Below are 20,278 nucleotides of genomic sequence, written 5' to 3'. Positions count from 1 at the left end.
CGACACCGGAGGAGTGAGCGGTGAACACCCGTGACTTGCTCGCGCTGTGGGAACGCGCGGCCGTCTGCGAGCCCGACGCGCGCGACGACGCGCTGCTCGCCGCGTTCGATCCTGCGCCGCCGACGTCGCTCGGCGCGCGCAACGCGGCGCTGCTCGGCTTGCGCGCGCGGCTGTTCGGCGGCGCGCAGCGGCTGCGCTGCGCGTGCCCCGCGTGCGGCGTCGACGTCGAATTCGCGATCGACTGCGCGGCGCTGTCGCAGCAGTTGCTGCCGGCCGCCGACGCGGCGCTGCCGCAGCGCGTCGAAGCCGACGGGCACCGGATCGAGTTTCGCGTCCCCGACGTGCGCGACCTGCGCGCAGCCGCGCGTGCGGCGCGCGACGACGGTGACGACGACGGCGACGCGTTCGCGCGCGCGCTGCTCGCGCGCTGCGTGACGCGCTGCGAGCGCGACGACGGCGGCGCCTGCGCGCCGGCGAGCCTGCCCGTGACGGTCGCCGACGCGCTGTCGCGCCGGATGGAAGCGCTCGAGCCGGGCGCGAGCGTGAGCTTCGAGCTCGACTGCCCCGCGTGCGGCGCGTCGTGGTCGGCGGGCATGGACTGCGGCGACGTGCTGTGGCGCGAGTTGCAGGTGCGCGCCGAACGGCTGCTGCTCGACGTCGACGCGCTCGCGCGCGCGTACGGATGGAGCGAGGCGCAGGTGCTCGCGCTGAGCCCGACGCGCCGCGCCGCGTATCTGCAACTGGCGGGAGCGGCATGATGGCCGGCACGCCCTCGTCCGCGCCGCTGCGCTTCTTCGCGCGTCTTGCGCCGGGCGCGCGGCACGCGCCCGGCAGCGTGCGCGCGGCGCTGCCGTCGCGGTTCGCGGCCGCCGAGGCCGGGGCCGCGGGAACCTTCGCCGACGATGCGCGAACGATACCCGCGACGCGCGGCGACGAGACGCGCGGGCATCCGATGCCGACGCCGTTCGCGACGCGCGGCGCGCACGCCGCCGGCGCCGGCGCGCGATCGGTCGCGCATGCTTCGCCCGTCGTCGACGCGGTCGCGCAAACGCCGCAACGCGAAACCTCGTTTGCAACAGCCTTCGCGCGCGAACGCACGCCGCACGATCCGGCGGCGAGCGCGGCCGCGCCGGACATCGCGCATTCCGGCGCGACGGATACGCTCGCCACATCGGCGCGAAGCTCGGCCGCGACACGCGACGCCGCGTCCGCCCCGTTTTTCGCCCCGCTTTCCGGTCCGCTTCCCGCCCCGCTTCCCGGCCCGCTTCTCACCCCGCGTCTCTCGGCACTTCGCGAGACCCCATCGCGCACCGTCGCGCCCGAGCCCGCGTGGCCGGCCGCGCCCGTGCGTGCGCCGCTGCAAGCGGCGGCTGTCGCCGGGCGCGCGGCGAGCACGCGCGCCGACGCGCCGAGCGTCGTCCACGTCAGCATCGAGCGCATCGACGTGCGCATGCCGGCCGCGCCGCCCGCCGCGCCGCAGCCCGCGCCGAAGCCGCGCGCGACGCCGGCGATGCCGCTTGGCGACTATCTGCGCCAGCGCCAACGCGAACGCGCGCGCGGCGGCGAAGGCGGAGGCGCATCGTCATGAGCTCGCCGCTGTCCCTCGGCGCGATCAGCGCGGTGCTGCGCAACCTGCTCGACGACGGCATGATCGAGGCCGGCGCCGCGCTCGGCAGCACGGTGCACGTGAGCGCCGTCGCGCCCGACACGATCGACCTCGACAAGGCCGAGGACCCGCCGCGCCTGAACCTGTTCCTGCATCAGGTCACGCCGAACGCCGGCTGGCGCAACGCGGGCCTGCCGTCGCGCAGCGGCGCGAGCGGCGAGCGGCTGACCAACGCGCCGCTCGCGCTCGACTTGCACTACCTGCTGACCGCGTACGGCCGCGCCGATTTTCAGGCGGAGATCCTGCTCGGCTACGCGATGCACCTGCTGCACGAGCGCCCGGTGCTCGATCGCGCGGCGATCCGGCGCGCGCTCAATCCGAGCCCGCTCGACGTGAGCATGCTGCCGCCCGCGTTCCAGGCGCTCGCCGCGTCCGATCTGGCCGACCAGGTCGAGTTGATCAAGGTGACGCCGGCGACGATGGGCGTCGACGAGATGTCGAAGCTGTGGTCCGCGATCCAGACGCACTACCGGCCGTCGGCCGCGTATCAGGTGTCGGTCGTGCTGATCGAGGGAACCCGGCCCGGCCGCGCGCCGCTGCCCGTGCTCTCGCGCGGCCGCGTCGATCCGCTCACGCAGCGCGACCGTGGCGTGGTCGTCCACGCCGACCTGTTGCCGCCGCTGCCGGCGCTGTTCGGCGCGGCGCCGCGGCTCGGCCAGAGCGGCGCGCGGCTCGGCGAGCCGGTCACGATCACCGGCGTGCGGCTCGCGGGCAGCGGCCATCGCGTGCGGCTCGTGCACCGGATGGTCGCCGCGCCGATCGAGATCGCGCCGTCGGCGCTCGACGCCGCCGGCACGACGCTCACGTTCGCGCTGCCGAACGACGCGGCCGCGCAAAGCGCGTTCGCGGCCGGCCTGTGGTCGCTGACCGTGCGCTTCACGCCGGCGGGCGAAACGGACCCGCGCGAGACCAACGCGGTGCCGCTCGTGCTCGCGCCCGCCGCCGTGATCGCGGCCGACGCGGGCCTCGCGCTGCCGGCCGCGAGCGTCGTGCGCGCGGGCGCGCCGGCCGTCGTGACGGCGACGCTCCACACGCGGCCGCAGGTGCGGCTCGAACAGGACGCGACGCTCGCGCTCGACGCCGTCGAGGCCGTCGCGAAGCCGCGCGCGCACGCGGACGATCCGCTGGTGTTCGAGTTCCCCGGCGCGAGCGTGGCAACTGGCAAGCGCTGGCTGCGCCTGGAGGTGGACGGCGCCGGCAGCGTGCTGCTCGATCGCAGCGGGCCGGCGCCGGCGTTCGATGCGACGCAACGGATCGACGTGCCATGAACCTGCACGACATCGCCGACTGGGCCGCACGCAACCAGCGCTGGCTGTCCGCGCGGCTCGCGTACTGGCGCGCGCGCATCGACGCGCTGGCCGAGGATGCGGATGCGTCCGCGCACGCGCACGGCGTGCCGGACGATGCCGACGACGGCTTCGAGCCAGCCGCGCGGCGGCTGGCCGCGTCGTTCGGGCTATCGGCGTTCGAGATGGAATTGCTCGTGCTCGCGGCGGGCGTCGAGATCGACGCGGCGATCCGCGACGCGCTCGCGCGCGCGCAGCGCACGCCCGCCGGGCATCCGGTGCGCGTCGGCTTCGCGCTCGCGCTGCGGCTGCTGCCGCAACCGCACTGGGACGCGGTATCGCCGCTCGCGCCACTGCGCGCGTGGTCTCTCGTCGATTTCGACGCGTCCGGCAGCTTCACGCACGCGACGATGCGCATCGACGAGCGCATCCTGCACGCGCTGACAGGCGTCGCCGCGTTCGATCCGCGGCTTGCCGGCATCGCGCGCCGCGGCGAGCGCGCGGACGACGCCGCGTACCCGGATCTCGCCCGCTCGATCGCGCGCGCGCTCGCCGCGCAACCGCACGCGTTGATCGTGCTCGCCGACGCCCGGCTCGACGCCGAGCACGTGCGCGGCGGGCGGCGGCTCGCGAGCGCCGCGCTGAGCCGCGCGGGCCTCGGCACGCTGTGGGTCGACGCGTCGTCGGTGAATGGCGATCCGCGCGAGACGGCCGAGATCGCGCGCCGGCTCGATCGCGAGGCCGTGCTGTCGCAAGCCGGCGTCGTCGTGTCGCTCGACGATGACGAGGCGTCGCATCGCGCCGCCGCGCTCGGTTTCGCGGGCCGGCTGAACGGCCCGACGCTCGTGCTCGGCGCGCCGGGGCCGCTCGCGTTGGCCGCGCTCGAGCGGCCGGTGCTGCGCTTTGGCGTGCCGCGCGCGCCAGCGACGTTGCGCCCGGACGTGCCCGCGCACGTGCACGCGATCGCGCGCCGCGCGATCCGGCAGTTCCGCGTCGATCCGTCGGTGCTGGAACAGGCGCTCGGCGCGGTGACGGACTTCGACGACGCCACGGCGGAGCCGACGCTATGGCACGCGCTGCGCGAGGCCGCGCGCGGCGGGCTCGACACGCTCGCGCAGCGCATCGACAGCCGCACCGCATTCGACGACCTCGTGCTGCCGCCATTCGTCGCCGCCCAGTTGCGCGAGATCGCCGCCCAGTTGCGCGACCGGCAGACCGTCTACGACGACTGGGGCTTCGGCCGCGGGCAGACGCGCGGCCTCGGCATCGCGGCGCTGTTCGCCGGCGAATCCGGCACCGGCAAGACGATGGCGGCCGAGGCGATCGCCAACGCGGCGCGCGTCGATCTCTACCGGATCGATCTGTCGAGCGTCGTCAACAAATACATCGGCGAGACCGAAAAGAACCTCGCGCGGCTGTTCGACGCCGCGGAGACGAGCGGCGCGATCCTGCTGTTCGACGAAGCCGACGCGCTGTTCGGCCGGCGCAGCGACGTGAAGGACAGTCACGACCGCTACGCGAACATCGAGGTCGCGTACCTGCTGCAGCGCATCGAGACCTACCGCGGGCTCGCAATCCTCACGACCAACATGAAGAGCGCGCTCGATCGCGCATTCCTGCGGCGCATCCGCTTCGTCGTGAACTTCCCGTTTCCGGACGCGGCCGCGCGGGAATCGATCTGGCGGCGGCAGTTCCCCGCGGCCGCGCCGCTCGGCGCGATCGATTTCGGGGCGCTCGCGCGGCTCAACCTCGCGGGCGGCCATATTCGCAGCGTCGCGCTCAACGCCGCGTTCAAGGCGGCGGGCGGCGGCGGCGCGATCGACCAGGCCGCGCTGATGGACGCGGCGCGCGCCGAGTATGCGAAGCTCGAACGCAGCTTCAACGGACCAGCAGGAGGCCGCGCATGAACGACGACGTTCGCAGCGTGCGCATCGGCCGACTCGTGATCGACGCCGGTGCGCTCGGCGGCCTCACGCGCGAGCGGCTCGCCGCGCACGTGCAGGCGGCGCTCGCGCAACGGCTGTCCGGGCGGGATCGCGCGGCGGCGGCGCCGGCGCCGGCCGTCGCGCGGCGGATCGTCGATGCGGTGGTCGCGCAGCTCGGCGAGCTTGCGTGGACGACGGCCGCGCCCGCGCAGCGCGGCGACCGCTTCCCGGCATCGTCCGCGGGCGCAGCGCGGATCGGCGGCGATCCGCCGTCATCTGCGCAAGCCGGGGACGGCCTCCCGCGGCCGCCGTCGCCGCCGTCGCCGCCGATTGCGACGGCGCGTGACGACGTTGGCGCCGGTTCCGCGTCGACTGGCGCGCCACGCAACGACGGCGGAGAACGGCGATGAACTTCGACCTGCGCCGCCGCCAGCCGCCGGCGAGCGATACAACGACCGCCCGCGCGCCCGATCGCCAGACACGCCCCGATATGCGCCCCGCCGCGCGCGGCGAACCGCTGCCCGCGCCGCTGCGCGATACGTTCGAGCCGCAGTTCGGCGTCGACTTCTCGTCGGTGCGCCTGCACACCGACGACCGGGCCGGCGCGTCGGCCGTCGCGCTGCGCGCGCGCGCGTACAGCCTCGGCCGCGACATCGTGTTCGCGCCGGGGCGTTTCGCGCCATACACGGCCGACGGACGCGCGCTGCTCGCGCACGAGCTCGCCCATGTCGCGCAGGACGGCGCGCGCGACGCGCCGCGCGACGCGCCCGCGCGAATCGACGCGCCCGACAGCCCGCAGGAACGCGAAGCCGAGCACGCGGCGCGGGCGGTCGCCGCAACGCCCGTTCGCGCCGCGCATCGCGACACGCGCGGCGCGGCGTCGCCGCGCGTGTCGCAAGCCGGTCCGCGGCACGGCCCGCCGACGCTGCACCGGTCGCTCGCCGGCGCCGGAATCGGCGGGGCGCTCGGCGCACTCGCGGGCGGCGTCGGCCTCGGCCTGCTCGGCGGCCTGCTGGGGCCGGCGGGCGCGATCGCGGGCGCGGTGATCGGCGGCATCGGCGGGCTCGTCGCGGGCGCGGTCGTCGGCGATCTGGCGTCGCGGCGCTCGCGCGGCCTCACGGCGGCGGAGAAGACTGACCTGCGCGAAATCTTCCACGACGCCGTCGACTACGACAAGGTCACGATCACGCGAGGCAGCGCGCTGTCGGCCGGCGCGGCGCGCACGGTCGGCAACACGATCAACCTGCAGGACGAGCATTTCAGGGGCGACACGATGGAGTTGTCCGACAACGGCCAGCTCACGCTCGCGCACGAGATGGGACACGTGTGGCAGTACCAGAACGGCGGGCTCGCTTACATCCCGTCGAGCCTGATTCCGCAGATCGTGGCCGGGCTGTCGGGCCGATCGCGCAACGCCGCATACGACTGGCGCAGCGCGGTGCGCAACCACATCGACTGGTCCGACTGGAACGCCGAGCAGCAAGCCGAATGCATCTCCGACTACAACGAGGCGCTGCGGCGCATCAACGCGGGCAGCGCGACGCTCGCGGACTACGAAACCGTGACGCTCGCCGAGCCGTTCATCGCGCTGGTGCGCGAGCGGATCGGCGCGCCGGGGTCGGCCCGGCGCCGCCGCGAAGCGCCGCAGGCGGGCGCGGGAGCGTCGCCATGAACGCCGCGAACGGCCTCGTGAAGCGCCGCCCCGACGCGGGCAAGCCGCTGAAGGCAACGAACCGTCGCGGACAGCGGCCGCGCGCACGCGCCGCGCTCGGCTACCGGACGATGGAGGCGAAAACCATGACTGCACACCGAAAGGCCGCCGTGCACGGAGTCGCGCGATGAACGCCCGGCTCAGCCGCGCGGCCGCGCATCCGGCGAGCGCGCCGCATGCGCGGCCGCACAAGCTGCAGCGCAAATGCGCGTGCGGCGCGACCGCCACGAACGGCGAGACGTGCGAGGCATGCAAGGCGAAGCGCGTGCAGACGAAGCTCGCGGTCGGCGCGACCGACGATCCGCTCGAACGCGAGGCCGACCGCATCGCCGAGCAGGTGACGGACGCATCCGGGCCGGGCGCGCCCGGCGCGCCGCCGCCGGGCGTGCAGCGCGCGGCGAACGACGCGAGCGCGCACGCCGGCGGGCAATCGTCCCCGGCGAGCGTCGAGCGCGCGCTCGCGGGCGCCGGGCAGCCGCTCGAGCCGGCCGTGCGCCGCGACATGGAGCAGCGCTTCGGCCACGACTTCTTCGACGTGCGGGTGCACGCCGACGCCGACGCGCATCGCTCGGCGCACGACGTGAACGCACTCGCCTACACGGCGGGCCGGCACATCGTCTTCGCGGCGCATCGCTACGCGCCGGGCACGCACGAAGGCCGGCGCCTGCTCGCGCACGAGCTCGCGCACGTGGTTCAGCAGCGCGCGGCGACGCCCGTCGTGCGCGCGGCGCCGAAGGGCAAGGGCGGCGGCAAGCCCCCGAAAGCCGCGGTGCCGCAGGTCTGCGGCCGGGACTCGCGCAAGGTGAAGGACAACTGGATCACCAAGGTCAACGTCGATGTCGGCAGCAACCAGTTGTCGATCGAATGGAACGATCCGGCGAAGGAGCCCGCGCTCAGCAAGAGCAACGGCGGCAAGCACGACATTTCGCCGGGCGCGGGCAAATGCTGCGTCGACTGCAACGACGAGAAGACGAGCCAGACGTCGGGCAGCCTGTGCACGCCCAAAGGCGACACGTGGAAAGTCTTCGACACCGGCTGCGCGCTCGCCGGCCATCCGTCGGCCAAGAACCCGAGCTACTTCCAGCGCTCGGGGATCGCGATCCACAGCGGCAACACGTCGAGCCCGCCCCAGTCGCACGGCTGTTCGAGAACCTCGGTGGGGATCTCGGAGCTGATCCACGACAACGTCGTCGTCAAAAAGACCGACATCGCGGTCAGCGGAACATGGGCCGGCACGCGGTGCTACATGACCGAGAGTACGGACACGCTGTCGAACCGCAAGGACGTCTGCGACGGAACGAGCGTGAAGAAAGAGCAAAAGCCCAAGAAGAAGAAAAAGGCAGGCGCGCCGGCCCGGAAGGCCGCGCTCGAACCCGGCGACGGCGCCGCGCCCGATCTGCTCGCGGGCGGCCCGGAGCCGGACGACGATGCGCCCGAGCCCGCGTCCGCGCTGGACGGCGACGGCCCCGGGCCGAACAACGAGCCCGCCTCCGAGGAAGCCGCCGACACGCCCGAGCTCGCCGACGCCGCCCCCGACGCCGACCAGCCGGCGAACGAAGACGGCAGCGCGCCGGCGGTGCAGGCCAAGCTCGCGGTGGGCTCGGTCGACGATCCGCTCGAGCGCGAGGCCGATCGCATCGCCGATCGCGTGATCGCATCGTCCGCGCCCGATGCCGCAAGCGATGCCGCAAGCGATGCGCCGGTGAGCGATGCGCCGGTGAGCGTGCAACGCGCGAGCGGCAACGGCACGGGCGCGATCCGGTCGGCGCCGCCGAGCGTCGGGCGCGCGCTCGCGAGCGGCGGGCGGCCGCTCGAGCCGGCGGTGCGCCGCGACATGGAGCGCGGCTTCGGCCACGGCTTCCTCGACGTGCGCGTGCACGACGACGCCCACGCGCATCGATCGGCACGCGACGTGGGCGCGCAGGCTTACACGTCGGGCCGTCACGTCGTTTTTGCGGCCGGACGATACGCGCCCGGCACGCGCGCAGGACGGCATCTCATCGCTCACGAGCTCGCACACGTCCTTCAGCAACGCAACAGCGGCAGCCCCGTCGTCAGGCGATCACTGGACGGCTGCGCCGATCTGCTTCGCGCGCCGAGCGTGAGCGCCGTGCCCGGATCGGCGGTCCATCGCGCGCTCGCCGCGCATTTCAGCACGACGGTCGCCGGCGCACGCGGCGTCGCGATTCCCGGCGCGTCGGCCGCACCGCTTCGCTCGCAGGCTCTGTGCGGCGGCGACGACAAAATCATCGACCCGCAAATCACCGGCGGCGCATCGGGCACCGGCTTCCCCGACCTGGCGCGCCAGACGCCGGCCGGTGTGCTGCAGGTCGCCGAGATCAAGCCGGCCCACGTGAATTGCCTCGTCGACGGCGAGGAACAGGAACTGCGCTACATCGACCAGGGCAACGCGCGCGATCCGCAGCAGACGGCCTGGCGCGCGGCGCAGGGCATCCGCGTCGTCACGCCGATGCCGGAGAGCGCGTACTCGCCGCCGCAGATGACGCTCAGCGTGCCAGGAGTCACGGTCGAACTGCGCACCGCATGGTGCACGGCGGGGCTCCTCGCCTACTCGCTGCGCACGTCCGGCCAGCCGGTGCCCGTGCCGGTTCCGCAGGTTCGCCGCGATACGGAGCGCGAGCGGCTGCGCGTCTCGGTGCCGTCCCCCGTGGCGGTCGGCGCGGGCGCCGTCGCGGTCGGCGTCGCGGCAGTCGCCGGACGCGCGTTGTGGCCGCACTTCTGGCGCGTCGTGGCGACGCGCTTCGCGCTGCGCGGCGCACTCGCGGCGGCGCTGTCGGCCGCCGACGGTCCGCTGCCGTTCGGCGAGCTGATCTCGCTCGGCATGGCGATCGTCACCGTCGCCCAGATCGTGAACGACTGGAACGACATCTGGCGCGACGCCGATCGGCTCGCCGCCGGGGAGGCCACATGACCACCCCGTTCTCCCCCAGGCTCGTCAAGGGCGGCCTCGTGATCCTCGCTCCCGGCGGCGGCGCGGTGCGGCGCACGATCGCGCTGCAGTACAACCCCGACACGCTCACGCGCAGCTATCAGGTGCAGGGCGTCGGCGGCGACGGCGGCGGCGAGCGCGCGCAACCGTTCCGGCTCAAGGGGCCGGCGATCGAGAGCCTGCGCGTCGAAGCCGAAATCGACGCGACCGATCAGCTCGAATTCCCCGACAGCCACGCGAACGCGGTCGCGTTCGGCATCGCGCCGCAGCTCGCCGCGCTGGAGGCGCTCGTGAATCCGAGCGTCGACGAACTGCTGAACGTCGCGTCGCAAACCGCGAACGGCACGCTCGAGATCATTCCGCCCGAAGCGCCGCTCGCGCTGTTCGTCTGGAGCAAGAGCCGCGTCGTGCCGGTGCGCGTGACCGAGCTGTCGATCGCCGAGGAAGCGTTCGACCCGGCGCTCAATCCGCTGCGCGCGAAAGTCTCGCTCGGCCTGCGCGTGATGAGCACCGACGATCTCGGCTTCACGCACAAGGGCGGCACGATCTTCCTCAGTCACCTGCGCACGCGGGAGGCGCTCGCCGACAAGGCGGGCAGCGCGACCCTCACGTCGCTAGGCATCGGGAACCTGCCATGAAACGATCCTCACGCGCTCTACGCCCACCGCGCGCCCTTCGCTCGCCCGTTCGCGAGCGGACCGGCGGCATGCGCGGCGCAACCCGGCGAGCACGGCCATGACGACCGATCCCGTCCAGTTGCTGATCGACGCGGGCGCGATCCCGTCGAGCCCGTTCGCGCCGACGAGCCGCTACGCGGGCGTCGCGATCGCCCGCTATGCACGCGAGCCGGGCGAGCCCGGCGTGCCGTACCTGCGCCGCCGCTTCATCGCGCAGCGGCGCGACATCGCGATCGCCGCCGAGCACATCGTGCGCGCGGGCGAGCGGCCGGACACGCTCGCCGCGCAGGCGTACGGCGACGCCGCGCTCTACTGGCGCATCGCCGACGCGAACGCGCTCACCGATCCGTTCGAGCTCACCGACACGCTCGGCGCGCGCATCGCGCTGCCGCTGCCGCCGGGCCTGTAGGACGCACGCCATCATGCGCAATGCCGTCAATCTGTCGCTGCTGATCGGCCCCGTGCCGGCGCCCGCGCCGCAAGACGTGCTGCAGGCGCTCGTGCAGGCACGCGTCGAGGACGGCTCGGGCGATGCGCAAAGCGGCTTCGAGCTGACCTTCGAGCTGCCCGCCCGCTCGCCGCTGCGCACGCTGTTCCTGCTGACGGGCGGCGGCAGCCTGCCGCTGATGCGCGTCGTGCTCGTCGTGACGATCAACGGGCGCGCGCAGTCGATCATCGACGGCGTGACGACGAACGTCGAGACGCAGCCGGGCGAAGGCGGCGTCGGCAAGCTCGTCGTGAAGGGCAAGGACCTGTCCGCGCTGATGGACGTCATCGAGCTGCCCGGCATCCCGTTTCCCGCGATGCCGCCGTCGGCGCGCGTGCTGCTGTGCCTCGCGAAATACGCGGCGCTCGGCGTGATTCCAATCGTGATCCCGAGCATCCTCGACATTCCCCCGCTGCCGATCCAGAAGATCCCGCAGCAGCGCGGCAGCGACTACGCATACGTGAAGCGCCTCGCGGGCGAAGCCGGCTACGTGTTCTATCTGGAGCCGGGGCCCGGGCCCGGCACGTCGAAGGCCTACTGGGGGCCCGAGATCCGCGTCGGCGATCCGCAGCCCGCGCTCACGACCGGCATGGACGCGCAGACCAATGTCGAGAGCCTCTCCTTCACGTTCGACAAGGAGCGCAAGTCGATGCCGATCGTGTTCTTCCAGGAGAGCACGACGAAGGTGCCGATTCCCGTGCCGATCCCCGACGTCACGCCGCTCGCTCCGCCGCTCGGCCTCGTGCCGCCGCTGCCGCCGAAGATCGAGAAGCTCGACGCCACCGCGCACCTGTCGGCGCCGGAAGCGCTGATGGCCGGGCTCGCGTACGCGAGCCGCAACAGCGATTCGGTGTTCGGCACCGGCAAGCTCGACGTCGCGAAATACGGGCGGCTCCTCAAATCGCGCTCGCTCGTCGGCGTGCGCGGCGCGGGCGTGCCGTTCGACGGCCTCTACTACGTGAAGCGCGTCACGCACGAGATCGAGCGCGGCTCGTACAAGCAGAGCTTCTCGCTCGCGCGCAACGGGCTCGTCTCCACTTTTCCGTCGGTGCCAACATGAGCAGCGCGCCTCTTTTCGGCAAGTACCGCGGCACGGTCGCGAACAACGTCGATCCGATGCAGATCGGCCGCGTCCAGGTGATGGTGCCCGACCTCGCCGGCTTCGTGCCCGGCACGTGGGCGATGCCGTGCGTGCCGGCCGCCGGGATCAACACGGGCTTCTTCACGGTGCCGATGATCGGCGCGGGCGTGTGGATCGAGTTCGAGCGCGGCGACCCCGACTATCCGATCTGGGTCGGCGGCTACTGGGGCACCGCGGCCGAAGTGCCGCTCCTCGCGCACGCGGTGCCGCCCGGCGTGACGGGCTTCACGATCCAGACGCCGCTGAAGAACGGCCTCGTGATCAGCGACGTGCCCGGCCCGACGGGCGGCATCCTGATCCAGACGACCACCGGCGCGATGATCTCCGTGAGCGACGTGGGGATCATCATCTCGAACGGCAAGGGCGCGGTGATCAACATGACCGGCCCGAGCGTCGACGTCAATCTCGGCGCGCTGACGGTGGTGTAGCGATGCCCGCGCCCATCCTCCACCTCGGCGCCAGCGTGCTGTGCGCGCACGCCGGCCAGGCGAGCCCGCTGTCGCCGTTTCCGCGCGTGCTGCTGTCCGGGCAGCCCGCCGTGACGATCGCGTGCCCGTATGCGATCGCCGCGTGCGCGCTCACCGGCTCGCCGAACCCGCCGTGCGCGACCGGCCAGTGGCTCGCCGGCGCCGCGCGCGTGCTGGCGGGCGGCGTGCCCGTCGCGACGATGGCGGGCGCGTCGAGCTGCATCCCCACGGGCACGCCGATGATGCCCGTCGCCGCGCAGACGCGCGTGCTCGCGACGTGAGGAGGCTCCCATGACCGATCTCGCCTTCCCGTACCGTTTCGACGCGCTCGGCCGCACCGCGGCCGCCGCGCGCGACGATCACATCCGCGACCTGATCGAGCAGGTGCTCTTCACCGCGCCCGGCGAGCGCGTGATGCGGCCGGACTTCGGCAGCGGGCTGCTCGCGCTCGTGTTCGAGCCGAACAGCACGACGCTCGCGGCGACCACGCAGATGCTCGTGCAGGCCGCGCTGCAGCAGTACCTCGCGGGGCTCGTCGCCGTGCAGTCGGTCGACGTGCTCAACGACGACGGCGCGCTGCGCGTCGAGCTCCGCTACACGGTGCTGCTCGATCGCAGCACGCACAGCGCGCGCTTCACCGCGCCGGGAGCGGCATCATGATGTTCCACTGCTGCGACGCCCGGCGCCTGGACGTGCTGCGCACGAGCGGCTCGGCGAACGCGATCGAGTTCGTCGAGGTGCTCGACCGCGCGGCGCCGCCCGGCGTGAAACGCCAGCGCACGCTGTTCGTGCGGCTGCTGCGCGCGGGCTTCACGCTCAAGCCGCAGAACCTGCGCATCGACGGCGGCGAGCGCATCCGCACCGTCGGCATCGAATGGTGCTCGCCGGCGAACGCGCTGCCGCCGCAGGCCGAGGCGGGCCTCGTCGACACCGTCGACGACCTGCCGCGCACGCTCGTCGTGCGCACCGACGGCAGCGGCGACCATTCGCGCTACACCCTGTCGATCGTCGCGAACACGGGCGCGAGCGATCCGCCCGCCGGCTTCGATCCGCGGCTCGCGCGCATCGCGTTCTCGTTCAAGGTCGAATGCCGGTCGGATTTCGACTGCGCGGCGCCGCGCGCGTGCCCGCCCACGCCGCGCGCGCAGCCCGACATCGACTATCTCGCGAAGGACTACGACGGCTTGCGCCGGCTGATGCTCGACCGGCTGAGCCTGCTCGCGCCCGGCTGGACCGAGCGCTCGGCCGCGGATCTCGGCGTGATGCTCGTCGAGCTGCTCGCATACGCGGCCGACAACCTGTCGTACCGGCAGGACGCGATCGCGAACGAAGCGTATCTCGCCACGGCGCGGCGGCGCGTGTCGGTGCGCCGCCACGCGCGGCTCGTCGACTATCTGCTGCACGAGGGCTGCAATGCGCGCGCGTTCGTGCACGTCGGCGTCGTCGGCCGCGGCGTGCCGCTGCCGGCCGGCACGCCATTGCTCACGCGCGCGCCCGCGCTCGCGACCGAAGTCGCGCCCGACAGCCGCGCGCTCGCCGACGCGCTCGACGCCGGCGCGCTCGTGTTCGAGACCGCGCGCGACGCGACGCTCGACGACAGGCTGAACACGCTGCCGCTCTACACGTGGGGCGACGCCGCGTGCTGCATGACGCGCGGCGCGACGCGCGCGACGCTGCGCGGCCATCCGCCGCTGAAGGCGGGCGATTTCCTGATGTTCGAGGAAGTCGTGAGCCCGACCACGTTCGCCGCCGACGATGCGGACCGCACGCACCGCTGGATCGTGCGGCTCACGCAGGCGACGCAAACGACCGATCCGTCCGGACGCCTGTTCGACGAGCCGCCCGTCGACGCGCCGCTCGACATCACCGAACTCGCGTGGGACGCGGCCGATGCGCTGCCGTTCCCGCTGTGCGTCTCGGTGCATGAGCGGCCGGGGCTCGACGTGAGCGTCGCGCGCGGCAACGTCGTGCTCGCCGATCACGGCCGCACGATCGCCGGCGAGGCGATCGGCGCGGTGCCGGCCGACACCGCGCTCACGCTCGCGCCCGCCGCGCCCACCGGCTGCTGCGATCGCGCGGCGCCGCAGCCCGTGCCGCCGCGCTTTCGCCCGGCGCTCGCGCAAGCGCCGCTCACGCACGGCTTCGATCTCGCCGCGATGCTCGACGTGACGATCGCGCCAAACGCCGCATGGTGGCCGGCAAGCGCGCTGCTGTCCGCGCGGCCGCGCGACGCGACGCCGCGCATCGCGCTCGTCGACGGCGCGTCGCAGCCGTGGACCGCCCAGCGCGACCTGCTCGACAGCGCGGCCACGGCGGCCGATTTCGTCGTCGAGATCGAGGACGACGCGCGCGCGCGCGTGCGCTTCGGCGACGGCGCGAACGGCAAGCGGCCCGATCCGGGCACGTCGTTGCGCGCGACGTACCGCGTCGGCAACGGCACGGCGGGCAACGTCGGCGCGGAAGCGATCGCGCACGTCGTCACGCACGCGAGCGGCGTGTTCGCCGCGCTGCGCAATCCGCTGCCGGCGGCGGGCGGCGTCGAGCCGGAGAGCATCGAGGCCGCGCGCCGCGACGCGCCGCAGGCGTTCCGCACGCAGCAGCGCGCGGTCACGCCGGCCGACTACGCGGCCGCCGCCGAGCTGCGCGCCGACGTGCCGCGCGCCGCCGCGACGCTGCGCTGGACCGGAAGCTGGCACACGGTGTTCGTCACCGCGGACCGCTCAGGCGGCAGCGACGTCGACGCGGCGTTCAGGACGCAGTTGCGCCGCCATCTGGAACGCTTCCGGATGGCCGGCTACGACCTCGACGTGAACGCGCCGATCTACGTGCCGCTCGACGTCGCGCTGCACGTCTGCGTGAATCCCGGCTATTTCCGCGCCGACGTGCTGCACGCGGTGCAGCGCGCGCTGTCGAGCGGCGTGCTCGCCGACGGCACGCTCGGCGTGTTCCATCCGGACAACTTCACGTTCGCGCAGGACGTGTACCTGAGCCGCGTCGTCGCCGCCGCGCAGGCCGTCGAGGGCGTCGACGCGGTGCGGGCGGACACCTTCCAGCGCCTGATCCACCCCGATCCGACCACGCTCGACCAGGGCGTCGTCGCGATCGGCGCGCTGGAGATCGCGCAACTCGCCAACGATCCGAACTTCCCCGAGCGCGGGCGGCTCGCGATCTCTGCCGGAGGCGGCAAATGAACCCGCTCCCCCTACCCGAGCCGAAGCCGCGGGCGAGCCCGCAACCGCCCGGCAGCGAATGCTGCGGCTGTTGCGCGGGCACGGCGGCCGACACCCCGCAGGGGCTCGCGAACCGCGACGGATTGTCGGCGATCGCGTACCGGATCGGCGACCACGCGCAGTTCCGCGACAGCCTGCACGCGGCGCTGTCGCAGGCGGCGCTGCCGGCGCTGCATGCGCTGCGCACGCGCGACGACGACGACTTCACGATCGGCCTGATCGACGCGTTCGCCTGCGCGGCCGACGTGCTCACGTTCTACCAGGAGCGCATCGCGAACGAATCGTATCTGCGCACCGCGACCGAGCGCGTATCGCTGCAGGAGATGAGCAAGCTGATCGGCTACCGGCTGCGCCCCGGCGTGGCCGCCGAGACGTGGCTCGCGTTCGCGCTCGACACGCCGCCCGCGCCGCCGCCGACGCTCGCGCCGGAGCCGGGCAGCTTCGTGACCGGCGTGCCGTCGCGCGTGACGCTCGACGCGGGCCTGAAGGTGCAGAGCGTGCCCGGCCCGAACGAGACGCCGCAGACGTTCGAGACGCTCGAGGCAGTCGACGCGCGCCCCGAATGGAACGCGATGCGGCCGTGGATGGCGCGGCCGAGACGGCCGAGGCGCGGCGACACGATCGCGTATCTGGCCGGCGTGCGCAACGACCTGAAGCCGGGCGACGCGGTGCTGTTCGTCGGCGACGAATTCGACCGCGATCCGGCGAGCCGCCATTGGGACTTCCGGATTCTCGACGACGTCGCGCTCGATGCGGACCACGACCGCACGCGGATCGGCTGGACGCACGGCCTGGGCGAGATGCCGGCCCACGCGCGGTTGTATGCGCTGCGCAAGCGCGCGGCGGTGTTCGGGCACAACGCGCCGATGTGGCGCAGCATGAGCGGCGACTTCCGCACCGGCTACCTGGGCGGCCGCAAGGATCGCGGCGACTGGCCGAACTTCGTGCTGTCGCCGGCGGGCGACGGGAGCGTCGATCTCGACGCCGTCGCCGCGCAGGCCGTGCCGGGCAGGACCGGCCGCTACGCGGTGCTCGCGCTCGGCGACTACCACCGCGCCGCGCCGTCGACGGGCGCGGCCGCCGGCTCCGGCGGGTGGCGCGTCACGGCCGGCGCCGCGCGCGACATCCTGCGCGCGGGCGGCGGCGGCCTCGCCGGCGCGGGTGCGATCGACCCCGCCGCCGCCGCCGCGACGGGCGCGCGCTTCTCGCGCACGGGCGCGCGGGCGCGCGGCTTCGTCGAGCTGTTCGCGATCGACGCCGCCGACGACGTGTCGCGCGCCGAGTTCGCGCTGTCGGGCAAGGTCACGCGGCTCGCGCTGCGCGGCGCGAACTACGCGCGCTTCAAATGGCACGTGCGCGACACGGCCGTGTTCGTGCAGTCCGAGCCGCTCGTTCCGGCCGACCATCCGGTGACGGGCGACGTCGGCGGCGCGCGCGTGCCGGTTGCCGCGAGCGCCGACGGCCTGCTGCCCGGCCGCCGGCTCGTCGTGCTCGGCACGCGCGTGCGCGACGGCGCGAAAGTCGTCGTGCACGCGACGCTCGTCGCCGCGCACCGGATCGACGGCGCGCGCTGCATCCTGGAAATCGCGCCGCCGCTCGCCGATGCGCTCGCGCGCGACAGCGTCGTCGTGCACGGCAATGTCGCGCTCGCGTCGCACGGCGAGACGGTCGCGCAGGTGCTGGGCGCGGGCGACGCGTCGCAGGCGTTCCAGCGGTTCGAGCTGAAGCAGGCCCCGCTCACCTATCGCGCGGCGGCCAACGAGATCGGCGCGGCGGCCGCGCTCGCCGTGCGGATCGGCGATGTCGCGTGGCACGAGCGCGCGACGCTGTTCGGCGCGGGCGCGGCCGAGCGCGCCTATGCGCTGAACACCGACGAGCAGGGCCGCACGTTCGTCGCGTTCGGCGACGGCCTGCGCGGCGCGCGGCTGCCGAGCGGCGTGAACAACGTGCGGGCGAGCTACCGCAAGGGCCTCGGCGCGGCGGGCAACGTCCGCGCCGATACGCTCACGCAACTGATGAGCCGCCCGCTCGGCGTGAGGAGCGTCGGCAATCCGCGCGCGGCCGAAGGCGGCACCGATCCCGAGAGCGCGGACGCCGCGCGGCGCAACATGCCGCTCGCGACGCGCACGCTCGGCCGCGCGGTGTCGCTCGTCGACTACGAGGATTACGCGCGCGCGTTCAGCGGCGTCGCGAAGGCGCAGGCGCGCGTGCTGCCGCTGCCGCACGGCGCGACGATCGCGATCACGATCGCGGGCCCCGACGGCGCGGCGCTGTCGCCGTCGAGCACCGTCTGGCGCCACCTGCTCGCGGCGCTCGTGGCGAGCGGCGATCCGCACGTGAGCGTGCGGCTGCTCGGCGCGGCGCTCGTCACGTTCAGGCTCGGCCTCGCGATCAAGCGCGATCCGGATTACGACGCGCCGCAAGTGCTCGCCGCCGTCGAAGCGGCGTTGCGCGCGGCGTGCTCGTTCGATGCGCGCGAGCTCGCGCAGCCGGTGCAGCTCTCCGGGCTGATCGCCGTCGCGCAACGCGTGCCCGGCGTCGTCGCGGTCGACGTCACGCGGCTCTATCGCGGCGCGGCGCCCGCGAAGCAGACGCGGCTGCTCGCCGCGACGGCGCGCGTGCAGGACGGCATCGCGCTGCCCGCAGAACTGCTGACGCTCGACCCCGCCCCGTTCGACCAACTGGAGGTGATGCCGTGAGTCTCACCGCCGAGCGCCTGTATGCGCTGCTGCCCGCCGTCTACCGGCTGCGCGACGAAACCCGCGGCAAGCCGCTGTACGCGCTGCTCGCCGCGCTCGCGCACGAATTCGCCGCGCTGGAGGAGAACCTCGACCAGCTCTACGACGACCAGTTCATCGAGACCTGCGCCGACTGGGTCGCGCCGTACATCGGCGACATCGTCGGCTATCGGCCGCTGCACGGCGTCGCGCCGCGCATCGCGTCGCCGCGCGCCGAGGTCGCGAACACGATCCGGATGCGCCGCCGCAAGGGCACGGCGCTCGCGCTCGAAACGCTCGCGCGCGACGTCACCGCTTGGCCCGCGCACGCGCTCGAATGCTTCGAGCGGCTCGCGACGTCGCAGTACATGAAGCACGTGCGGCTCGACGCGCCCGCGACGCCGCCCGTGCGCGACCCCGGCCGGATGCTGCGGCGGGACACCGCGTTCGACGCGGTCGCGCATCTCGCCGAGATGCGCCGCCCCGAGAGCGGCGCGGGCCGCTACAACATTCCGAACGTCGCGCTCTTCCTGTGGCGGCTGGAACCGCTGCCGCTCACCGCGGTGCCGCTGACGCCGCATCCGGGCGACGCGTCGAAGCGCAAGTTCCGCGTGAATCCGCTCGGCGCCGATCTGCGCCTGTTCCGTCAGGCGCGCACGGAAGCGGACACCGATCGTCTCGCCGGGCCGCTCGACGTGCCCGACGCGCTGCGCGTGCGCGCGCTCGCGCTCGCCGCGCGCGCGGGCCGGCTCGACGATTACGGCGCCGGCCGCAGCCTGCTGCTGTCGAAGCCGGACGGCACGCCGGTGCCGGTCGCCGCGATCCGCATCGCCGACCTGCGCGACATCGTCGACAGCGGCGGCAACGTGACCGGCTGGAACCACGAGGCGTCGCTCGCCGCGGGCACGATCGGCATCGATCCGGAGCGCGGCCGCGTGCTGCTCGGCAGCGCGGGCGACGGGCCGCTCGCCGCGACGTTCCGCTACGCGCAGGCGCGCGAGATCGGCGGCGGCGAATACGCGCGCGCGCCCGACGGCGGCGATCTCGCGGCCCAGCGCACGGCCAGCGGCGGCGCGGCGCTGCAGCCGCGGCTCGACGCGATCTCGGCGGGCGGCAGGCTGCTCGTCGAAGACAGCCTCACTTACGCGCAAACGCCCGCGTTCAAGGTCGATCCGGCGCTCGCCGCGGGCGCGCCGGGCCATCAGGTCGTCGTCGCCGCGAAGAGCGGCGCGCGGCCGCTCTTGGCTGCGAGCGGCGACATCGCGCTCGCGATCGGCGCGCGCGGGCGGCTCGTGCTCGACGGGCTCGTGATCAGCGGCGGCGCGCTGCATCTCGCGGCCGCGCCCGACGACGAGCCGCGCGAGCTCGTGCTGCGCGACTGCACGCTCGTGCCGGGCCTCGCGCTCGCGCCCGACGGCCGCGCCGCGTCGCCGGGCGCGCCGAGCCTCGTCGTCGAGCATCCGTTCGCGACGGTGACGCTTGAGCGCTGCATCGTCGGCGCGCTGCGGATCGTGGCCGGCGCGCAGGCGACGATCACCGACAGCATCGTCGACGCGGGCGCCGCGACGCACGCCGCGTACGCGGCCGACGCCGCCGGCCAGCCGGGCGGCGAGCTGCGGATCACCGACAGCACCGTGCTCGGCACGCTGCACGCGCGGCTGCTGTCGCTCGCGTCGAACTGCCTGTTCGCGGGCCGCGTCGACGCCGAGCGCCGGCAGGAAGGCTGCGTGCGCTTCAGCTACGTGCCGCGCGGCTCGATCGCGCCGCGCCGCTACCGCTGCGTGCCCGACGACGCGCATCCGGACGCGCTGCCGCATTTCGCGTCGCTGCGCTACGGCGAGCCCGCCTACATGCAGTTGCGCCGCGCGACCGATCGCGCGATCCGCGAAGGCGCGGACGACGGCGGCGAAATGGGCGCGCTGCATGCGCTGTTCCAGCCGCAGCGCGAGACGAATCTGCGGCTCCGGCTCGACGAATACCTGCGTTTCGGGCTGCATGCAGGCCTCTTTTATGTGACTTGA

The 20,278-nt window shown here is 73.9% G+C and carries 17 protein-coding genes; all 17 read left to right on the top strand.

Annotated elements, in window-relative coordinates; genetic code table 11:
- Positions 1–20: 20 nt before the first annotated feature.
- Positions 21–758 carry a hypothetical protein gene (locus AQ610_RS23820; RefSeq protein WP_043283141.1) on the top strand — a complete coding sequence of 246 codons (738 nt, stop codon included), beginning with the start codon at positions 21–23 and terminating at the stop codon, positions 756–758.
- On the top strand, positions 758–1,588 hold the full coding sequence (locus AQ610_RS23815) for a hypothetical protein (RefSeq protein ID WP_144411903.1): 831 nt from the start codon (positions 758–760) through the stop codon (positions 1,586–1,588). Before AQ610_RS23820 ends, AQ610_RS23815 begins: the two co-directional genes overlap by 1 nt.
- Entirely contained in the window at positions 1,585–2,934 is a 1,350-nt protein-coding gene (locus tag AQ610_RS23810; RefSeq protein WP_045554756.1) for a Pvc16 family protein, read from the top strand. Before AQ610_RS23815 ends, AQ610_RS23810 begins: the two co-directional genes overlap by 4 nt.
- Positions 2,931–4,859: an AAA family ATPase gene (locus tag AQ610_RS23805; protein ID WP_006028777.1), complete on the top strand. Its 1,929-nt coding sequence runs from the start codon at positions 2,931–2,933 to the stop codon at positions 4,857–4,859. The genes AQ610_RS23810 and AQ610_RS23805 overlap by 4 nt, the downstream gene beginning before the upstream one ends.
- On the top strand, positions 4,856–5,287 hold the full coding sequence (locus tag AQ610_RS23800) for a hypothetical protein (RefSeq protein WP_006028778.1): 432 nt from the start codon (positions 4,856–4,858) through the stop codon (positions 5,285–5,287). The genes AQ610_RS23805 and AQ610_RS23800 overlap by 4 nt, the downstream gene beginning before the upstream one ends.
- Entirely contained in the window at positions 5,284–6,549 is a 1,266-nt protein-coding gene (locus tag AQ610_RS23795; RefSeq protein ID WP_059213589.1) for an eCIS core domain-containing protein, read from the top strand. Before AQ610_RS23800 ends, AQ610_RS23795 begins: the two co-directional genes overlap by 4 nt.
- Complete coding sequence (locus AQ610_RS36385) at positions 6,546–6,719, top strand: hypothetical protein (protein WP_156436738.1); 174 nt, start codon at positions 6,546–6,548, stop codon at positions 6,717–6,719. The genes AQ610_RS23795 and AQ610_RS36385 overlap by 4 nt, the downstream gene beginning before the upstream one ends.
- Entirely contained in the window at positions 6,716–9,520 is a 2,805-nt protein-coding gene (locus tag AQ610_RS23790) for an eCIS core domain-containing protein (RefSeq protein WP_006028781.1), read from the top strand. Before AQ610_RS36385 ends, AQ610_RS23790 begins: the two co-directional genes overlap by 4 nt.
- Positions 9,517–10,176, top strand: coding sequence for a CIS tube protein (locus tag AQ610_RS23785; RefSeq protein WP_006028782.1), 660 nt, complete (start codon positions 9,517–9,519; stop codon positions 10,174–10,176). The genes AQ610_RS23790 and AQ610_RS23785 overlap by 4 nt, the downstream gene beginning before the upstream one ends.
- 97 nt (positions 10,177–10,273) lie before the next feature.
- Positions 10,274–10,624: a baseplate wedge protein 53 gene (locus AQ610_RS23780; RefSeq protein WP_006028783.1), complete on the top strand. Its 351-nt coding sequence runs from the start codon at positions 10,274–10,276 to the stop codon at positions 10,622–10,624.
- A 13-nt stretch (positions 10,625–10,637) separates the two neighbouring features.
- Positions 10,638–11,762: a hypothetical protein gene (locus tag AQ610_RS23775; RefSeq protein ID WP_006028784.1), complete on the top strand. Its 1,125-nt coding sequence runs from the start codon at positions 10,638–10,640 to the stop codon at positions 11,760–11,762.
- Positions 11,759–12,271 carry a phage baseplate assembly protein V gene (locus AQ610_RS23770; protein ID WP_006028785.1) on the top strand — a complete coding sequence of 171 codons (513 nt, stop codon included), beginning with the start codon at positions 11,759–11,761 and terminating at the stop codon, positions 12,269–12,271. Before AQ610_RS23775 ends, AQ610_RS23770 begins: the two co-directional genes overlap by 4 nt.
- A 2-nt stretch (positions 12,272–12,273) precedes the next feature.
- Entirely contained in the window at positions 12,274–12,591 is a 318-nt protein-coding gene (locus AQ610_RS23765; RefSeq protein ID WP_015602894.1) for a hypothetical protein, read from the top strand.
- Between the two features lie 10 nt (positions 12,592–12,601).
- Positions 12,602–12,970, top strand: a complete 369-nt coding sequence (locus AQ610_RS23760; RefSeq protein WP_006028787.1) for a GPW/gp25 family protein — start codon at positions 12,602–12,604, stop codon at positions 12,968–12,970.
- Positions 12,967–15,501, top strand: a complete 2,535-nt coding sequence (locus tag AQ610_RS23755) for a putative baseplate assembly protein (RefSeq protein WP_043283147.1) — start codon at positions 12,967–12,969, stop codon at positions 15,499–15,501. Before AQ610_RS23760 ends, AQ610_RS23755 begins: the two co-directional genes overlap by 4 nt.
- Positions 15,498–18,239, top strand: a complete 2,742-nt coding sequence (locus tag AQ610_RS23750) for a putative baseplate assembly protein (protein WP_043283148.1) — start codon at positions 15,498–15,500, stop codon at positions 18,237–18,239. The genes AQ610_RS23755 and AQ610_RS23750 overlap by 4 nt, the downstream gene beginning before the upstream one ends.
- The gene (locus tag AQ610_RS23745) at positions 18,236–20,278 is read left to right on the top strand and encodes a hypothetical protein (protein WP_006028790.1); all 2,043 of its coding nucleotides are present in this window, start codon (positions 18,236–18,238) and stop codon (positions 20,276–20,278) included. The genes AQ610_RS23750 and AQ610_RS23745 overlap by 4 nt, the downstream gene beginning before the upstream one ends.

It is taken from the genome of Burkholderia humptydooensis, from assembly GCF_001513745.1.
Taxonomy (GTDB): Bacteria; Pseudomonadota; Gammaproteobacteria; order Burkholderiales; family Burkholderiaceae; genus Burkholderia; species Burkholderia humptydooensis.
The sequence above is the reverse complement of the archived record's forward strand: the minus strand, read 5'-3'. Positions and strand labels throughout refer to the sequence as shown.

What these genes read in the sequence shown, in the direction of transcription:
- AQ610_RS23760 (WP_006028787.1), top strand. Translation starts at nt 12,602, where the DNA reads ATGACCGATCTCGCCTTCCCGTACCGTTTCGACGCGCTCGGCCGCACC.
- AQ610_RS23785 (WP_006028782.1), top strand. Translation starts at nt 9,517, where the DNA reads ATGACCACCCCGTTCTCCCCCAGGCTCGTCAAGGGCGGCCTCGTGATC.
- AQ610_RS23805 (WP_006028777.1), top strand. Translation starts at nt 2,931, where the DNA reads ATGAACCTGCACGACATCGCCGACTGGGCCGCACGCAACCAGCGCTGG.
- AQ610_RS23755 (WP_043283147.1), top strand. Translation starts at nt 12,967, where the DNA reads ATGATGTTCCACTGCTGCGACGCCCGGCGCCTGGACGTGCTGCGCACG.
- AQ610_RS23775 (WP_006028784.1), top strand. Translation starts at nt 10,638, where the DNA reads ATGCGCAATGCCGTCAATCTGTCGCTGCTGATCGGCCCCGTGCCGGCG.
- AQ610_RS23750 (WP_043283148.1), top strand. Translation starts at nt 15,498, where the DNA reads ATGAACCCGCTCCCCCTACCCGAGCCGAAGCCGCGGGCGAGCCCGCAA.
- AQ610_RS23790 (WP_006028781.1), top strand. Translation starts at nt 6,716, where the DNA reads ATGAACGCCCGGCTCAGCCGCGCGGCCGCGCATCCGGCGAGCGCGCCG.
- AQ610_RS23815 (WP_144411903.1), top strand. Translation starts at nt 758, where the DNA reads ATGGCCGGCACGCCCTCGTCCGCGCCGCTGCGCTTCTTCGCGCGTCTT.
- AQ610_RS23780 (WP_006028783.1), top strand. Translation starts at nt 10,274, where the DNA reads ATGACGACCGATCCCGTCCAGTTGCTGATCGACGCGGGCGCGATCCCG.
- AQ610_RS23770 (WP_006028785.1), top strand. Translation starts at nt 11,759, where the DNA reads ATGAGCAGCGCGCCTCTTTTCGGCAAGTACCGCGGCACGGTCGCGAAC.
- AQ610_RS23795 (WP_059213589.1), top strand. Translation starts at nt 5,284, where the DNA reads ATGAACTTCGACCTGCGCCGCCGCCAGCCGCCGGCGAGCGATACAACG.
- AQ610_RS23810 (WP_045554756.1), top strand. Translation starts at nt 1,585, where the DNA reads ATGAGCTCGCCGCTGTCCCTCGGCGCGATCAGCGCGGTGCTGCGCAAC.
- AQ610_RS36385 (WP_156436738.1), top strand. Translation starts at nt 6,546, where the DNA reads ATGAACGCCGCGAACGGCCTCGTGAAGCGCCGCCCCGACGCGGGCAAG.
- AQ610_RS23800 (WP_006028778.1), top strand. Translation starts at nt 4,856, where the DNA reads ATGAACGACGACGTTCGCAGCGTGCGCATCGGCCGACTCGTGATCGAC.
- AQ610_RS23765 (WP_015602894.1), top strand. Translation starts at nt 12,274, where the DNA reads ATGCCCGCGCCCATCCTCCACCTCGGCGCCAGCGTGCTGTGCGCGCAC.